Consider the following 5,405-nt stretch of genomic DNA (forward strand, 5'->3'; position numbering starts at 1 on the left):
CACGACGACCGCCACAGCAACGCCCCGCCCGCTGCGGCCAAATCGGCCCGGATCTCGTCGCATCAACTTCGAATAGGCGTTACTGACACACGCTCCTAGTCCTCGGGCGCGGCCTCGCCCGGTTCGGCCTGTTCGCCCGGCTCGAGCGTGCGAACGACGCGGGCCGGGTTGCCGACGGCGATTACTCCCGGCGGCACGTCGCGGGTGACGACGGAGCCGGCGCCGATCACGCTGCCGGCACCGATGGTGACGCCGGGGCACACCACGACGTTGCCGCCGAGCCGCACGTCGTCGCCGATATGGATCGGCAGCACCCGCTCGTAGCCGGCCCGTCGCTCGTCGATGTCGAGCGCGTGGATCGGGGTATACAGGCGGGCGCTGGGCCCGATCAGGACGTTCCGCCCGATCGTGATCTCCCCGCCGCCGAGGGTCAGGAAGTCGGCGTTGATGAAGGTGTCGGCGCCCACGTGCAGCCGCGAGCCGTAGTCCAGGTACAGCGGCGGCCGGAAGTCCAGTACGTCCCCGGCCGTGCCGAGCATGTCGACGAACAGCGCCTGGGCTGCATCCCGATCCTCATCGAAGAGAGCGGTGATCCGCCGACAGGTGCGCTGCGTGGCGATGGTCATCTCGGCGAGTTCGGGGCCGGCACGATACCGGTACCAGTCCCCCGCCACCATCTTGTCGTACTCCGAGCGCTCGGGATCCGGCGTGGGACGATTTGTTTGATCCATAAACATAATCCTAATCCTCAGACAGCTCCGACCCCGGCCCACTGCGCTCCGGAGCCCGTCACGTGGTGATCGATGAGCTGTCGCGGCCAATGCGTCGCTTCCGGTGGCGCATCGCCGGGATTTCCCCTAATATGTTTCTAGCTCCAACAAATCATCGACGTCGCTGACAGACAAGGATCACCATGGCACTCACGCCCACCCCCGCAGACAAGTTCTCCTTTGGCCTGTGGACCATCGGCTACAACGGCGCAGACCCGTTCGGTGGGCCGACCCGTCCGCCGCTGGACATCGTCGACGCCGTCGAGAACCTGGCCCGGATCGGCGCTTACGGCCTGACCTTCCACGACGACGACCTGTTCGCCTTCGGCTCCACGGATGCCGCCCGCCAGTCCCAGATCGACCGCGTCAAGCAGGCCTGCGCCGACACCGGCCTGATCATTCCGATGATCACCACCAACCTGTTCAGCGCACCGGTCTTCAAGGACGGCGGCTTCACCTCGAACGACCGCAGCGTGCGCCGCTTCGCGCTCCGCAAGGTGCTGCGCAACCTCGACCTCGCCGCCGAGCTCGGCGCGAAGACGTTCGTGATGTGGGGCGGCCGCGAGGGCGCCGAGTACGACTCGGCCAAGGACATCCGTTCGGCTCTCGAGCGGTACCGCGAGGCCGTCGACCTGCTCGGCGACTACGTCACCGACAAGGGCTACGACATCCGTTTCGCGATCGAACCTAAGCCGAACGAACCCCGCGGCGATATCCTGCTGCCGACGGTCGGGCACGCCATGGCGTTCATCACCACGCTCGAGCGCCCCGAACTGGTCGGCGTGAACCCCGAGGTCGGCCACGAGCAGATGGCCGGGCTCAACTTCGCCGCCGGCATCGCCCAGGCGCTCTACCAGGGCAAGCTGTTCCACATCGACCTCAACGGCCAGCGCGGTATCAAGTACGACCAGGACCTGGTCTTCGGCCACGGCGATCTGCACAATGCGTTCGCTCTCGTCGACCTGCTCGAGAACGGCGGCCCGAACGGCGGCCCCGCCTACGACGGGCCGCGCCACTTCGATTACAAGCCCAGCCGCACCGAGGACATCACCGGCGTGTGGGACTCGGCGTCCGCGAACATCCAGACCTACCTGCTGCTCAAGGAACGCGCCCGGGCGTTCCGCGCCGACCCCGAGGTGCAGCAGATGCTCGCCGCGTCGCTGGTGCCGGAACTGGCCCTGCCGACCCTCGCCGCCGGCGAAAGCTACGACAACCTGATCGCAGACCGCGCCTCCTACGAGGACTTCGACACGGACGCGTACTTCGGCGGCAAGGGCTTCGGCTTCGTGCGGCTGCAGCAGCTGGCCCTCGAACACCTGCTCGGCGCGCGCTAGCCAGCCCCGGCCCCCTGTGGCCAAGTCAGGAGATCCAACGGATGCCGCCGGGCGAGTCCCGGGATCCCGCACCGGGTCCGCGGCGCCCTGGCCCGCGGCATCCGTTTCTCCTGAGTTGGCCCCGCGGCCGCCGCAGCACCGTCTCTCCCGTTTTGCCACCCCACCCCGCGCATAACTCCTGGAATTCGACGGCGCAGGCTCGCCCGCACCCGGAATTCCGCGGCGCAGGCTCGCCCGCACCCGGAATTCCGCGGCCTCCGGTTTCCCCGGACAGGAATTGCAGGAGTTATGCACCTGACCAACCACCAACCGAGCGGAGAATATAGCCATGACACTGGTTGCCGGAGTCGATTCCTCGACCCAAAGCTGCAAGGTCGTCATCCGGGATGCCGTAACCGGTGCCCTCGTGCGCAGCGGGCGCGCGGCGCATCCGGACGGCACCGAGGTCGACCCGCAGGTCTGGTGGGACGCCTTGAACTCCGCGCTTCTCGATGCCGGCGGGCTCGAGAACGTGGCCGCGATCTCCATTGCGGCGCAGCAGCACGGCATGGTCGTGCTCGACCGGGCCGGCCAGGTCATCCGCCCGGCCCTGCTCTGGAACGACACCCGCAGCGCCCCTGCCGCCACCGCCCTGATTGCCGAGGTGGGCGCCGGGGAGTACGCGCGCCGCACCGGCGTCGTACCGGTCGCCTCGTTCACGGCCACCAAACTGCGCTGGCTGCGGGATGCCGAACCCGCCAATGCGGCCCGGGTCGCCGCAGTCGCCCTGCCGCACGACTGGCTCACCTGGCGGCTGCTCGGCTACGGCCCGACCGCCACGAGCCCCCTCGGCCCGAACCTCACCGCCCTGACCACCGACCGCTCCGACGCGAGCGGCACCGGCTATTGGTCGCCCCTGACCGGCGAATACGACCTCGACCTGTTCGAACGAGCCCTCGGGCACGCCGCGATCCTGCCGCGGGTGCTCGGACCCGGTGACTCCGCCGGCACGACCGTGAGCCTCACCGTCGCGCCCGTCGCGCCCGTCGCGCCCGTCGCGCCCGTCGCCAACGCCGGTGGCGCAGCCTCTGCGGCAGCGGCAGCGGCAGCGGCAGCGGCAGCGGCAGCGGCAAACGTCGCTGGCCCGAACCAATTCGACGGAGATTTTGACGAATCTGGGTGCGAAACCACCGAAAACGCACCTTTTGCAGCAAAATCTCCGTCGAATTCGATCCCAGCGGGCATCGCGGTTGGCGCCGGCGCCGGAGACAATGCCGGGGCCGCGCTCGGCCTCGGAGCGGCCGACGGCGACGTGATCGTGTCGATCGGGACCAGCGGCACCGTCTTCGCGGTCACCGACCACCCGGTCGCGGATTCCACCGGCACGGTCGCCGGCTTCGCCGACGCCAGCGGGCTCTTCCTCCCCCTGGTCGCGACTCTCAATGCGGCCCGGGTGCTCGACGCCGTGTGCGGGCTGCTCGGCGTGGACCACGACGAGCTCGGCCGGCTCGCGCTCGAGGCCCGACCCGGCGCACACGGGCTCGTGCTCCAGCCATACTTCGAGGGCGAGCGCACACCGAATCTGCCCGACGCAACCGCCTCCCTGTTCGGCCTCACCCTCGCCTCGGCCACCCGGCCCGGACTCGCCCGCGCCGCCATCGAGGGACTGCTCTGCGGCCTCGCCGACGGCCTCGACGCGGTGCGTGCCCAGGGGGTTGAGGTCCGCCGCATCCTCCTGATCGGGGGCGCGGCCCAGAACCCGGCCGTGCGCACGATCGCCGCGGAAGTGTTCGACGCCCGGGTCGTCGTGCCCACCCCCGGCGAATATGTCGCGGACGGCGCCGCCGCGCAGGCTGCCTGGACGCTCACGGGTCATCGGCCGGTTTGGCCGGTCTCCCTCGCCGCCGAGCCGGAATCGGACTTCCGCCCCGTCATCCGTGCCCAGTATGTCGCCCACCGGACACAGCCCTGACTCGGCTCACAGGCGCCTCACAGCCGGTGGCCACCCCCACGCGTTTCTGACCCTCTAACCTTGGAACGACAAGCCAAACGACGAGTCAGTCGCGACGAAACGGTGCACAGAGTCCATGAATAGCAATGCCTACGGCAAGCCAGTCCCCCCGAAAAAAGACCGCCGGGACGCGGCGCGCGAGAGCGCCCGCCTGATGCGCGAGGAACAGCAGAAGCGCGATAAGCGCAAGCGCTGGCTGCTGCGCGGCGGCATCGGCGCCGGCATCATCGCCGCCGCCGTGATCGTCACCCTCGTGATCGTGAACAGCACCGGCCCGGGCTCGGCCGCGGTCCGCCCGGCGAACATGGCGAGCGACGGCATCCTGCTCACCGGCGACGGCACCTCGATCACCGCGGTTACGACCGACGCGCTCGCCGCCGACGCGAAGCCCATCGCGACGGACCAGTCGAAGATGACCGACACCGCCAACATCGCGATCTACGCGGACTACCTGTGCCCGTTCTGCGGCCAGTTCGAGGCGACGAACGGCGAGCAGATCGCCACCTGGGTGTCCGCCGGCAACGCGACCCTCGAATTCCACCCGATCTCGATCCTCGACCAGGGCTCGGCCGGCAGCAAGTACCCGACCCGGGCGGCCAACGCCGCGGCCTGCGTCGCGAACTTCCAGCCGGACTCCTTCCTCGCCGTGAACACGGCACTGTTCAAGAACCAGCCGGCCGAGCAGACCACCGGCCTGACCGACAAGCAAATCGTCAGCCTGGTCACGGATGCCGGGGTCACCGACAAGGATGTGGCCGGCTGCATCACCGACCAGACCTTCACCACCTGGGTCGCCGCGTCGACCGATCGCGCTCTCAAGGGACCGCTGCCCAACGCCGACATCAAGCAGATCAAGGGCACGCCCACCGTGCTCGTCAACGGTGTCGCCTACACGGGTGCCCTCGACGACCCGGCCGCTTTCGAGAGCTTCGTGACCGCCCAGGCCACCGCCGCACCGGCCAAGTAGCAGCCGAGCGGCAGCAGCACTCGAGTTCGCCACTTCCGGTCGAGATCGTCAGGCACACCTGGCGTGATCGACCGGAAGTGGCGAACTCGGCGAACGAGACGAAGCGGAAGGATCGGCATGCACGAGACCGATCCTGAGACCGACCCCGCGACCTCGCGACCGGTGCCCGAAGGGTCGGCGAACGGAAAGGCCGTCGACGACCGCCCGGTGCCCAGCCAAACCGTGCACGGCCGGACCGAGCACGGCCAGACGGCGCCCGCAGACCCGGCGCCCGCAGAGCCGGCGCCCGCAGAGCCGGCGCCCGCAGACCCGGCGCCCGCAGAGCCGGCGCCCGCAGACCCGGC

Annotated in this window: 4 protein-coding genes and 1 pseudogene; 4 read left to right on the forward strand and 1 reads right to left on the reverse strand. The window is 69.5% G+C overall.

Annotated elements, in window-relative coordinates:
• Positions 1–95 precede the first annotated feature (95 nt).
• Positions 96–731, reverse strand: a complete 636-nt coding sequence (locus E3O49_RS10735; protein WP_198417486.1) for a sugar O-acetyltransferase — start codon at positions 729–731, stop codon at positions 96–98.
• 182 nt (positions 732–913) lie between these two features.
• On the opposite strand from E3O49_RS10735, the gene xylA reads away from it, so the two are divergent.
• The 4 genes and pseudogenes from xylA to E3O49_RS16885 all read left to right on the forward strand — a co-directional run.
• Positions 914–2,104: a xylose isomerase gene (xylA, locus tag E3O49_RS10740; protein WP_134451558.1), complete on the forward strand. Its 1,191-nt coding sequence runs from the start codon at positions 914–916 to the stop codon at positions 2,102–2,104.
• A gap of 328 nt (positions 2,105–2,432) precedes the next feature.
• Positions 2,433–4,055, forward strand: a complete 1,623-nt coding sequence (locus tag E3O49_RS10745) for an FGGY family carbohydrate kinase (RefSeq protein ID WP_134451560.1) — start codon at positions 2,433–2,435, stop codon at positions 4,053–4,055.
• Positions 4,056–4,170: 115 nt separating this feature from the next.
• Complete coding sequence (locus E3O49_RS10750) at positions 4,171–5,061, forward strand: DsbA family protein (protein WP_134451562.1); 891 nt, start codon at positions 4,171–4,173, stop codon at positions 5,059–5,061.
• Positions 5,062–5,178: 117 nt separating this feature from the next.
• A pseudogene (locus E3O49_RS16885) lies at positions 5,179–5,405 on the forward strand (hypothetical protein); the annotation flags it as partial.

Origin of the sequence: Cryobacterium shii (assembly GCF_004402595.1) — a bacterium.
Lineage (GTDB): Bacteria > Actinomycetota > Actinomycetes > Actinomycetales > Microbacteriaceae > Cryobacterium > Cryobacterium shii.

Coding starts and splice junctions, on each gene's coding strand:
- xylA (WP_134451558.1), top strand. CDS start 914: ATGGCACTCACGCCCACCCCCGCAGACAAGTTCTCCTTTGGCCTGTGG.
- E3O49_RS10750 (WP_134451562.1), top strand. CDS start 4,171: ATGAATAGCAATGCCTACGGCAAGCCAGTCCCCCCGAAAAAAGACCGC.
- E3O49_RS10735 (WP_198417486.1), bottom strand. CDS start 731: ATGGATCAAACAAATCGTCCCACGCCGGATCCCGAGCGCTCGGAGTAC.
- E3O49_RS10745 (WP_134451560.1), top strand. CDS start 2,433: ATGACACTGGTTGCCGGAGTCGATTCCTCGACCCAAAGCTGCAAGGTC.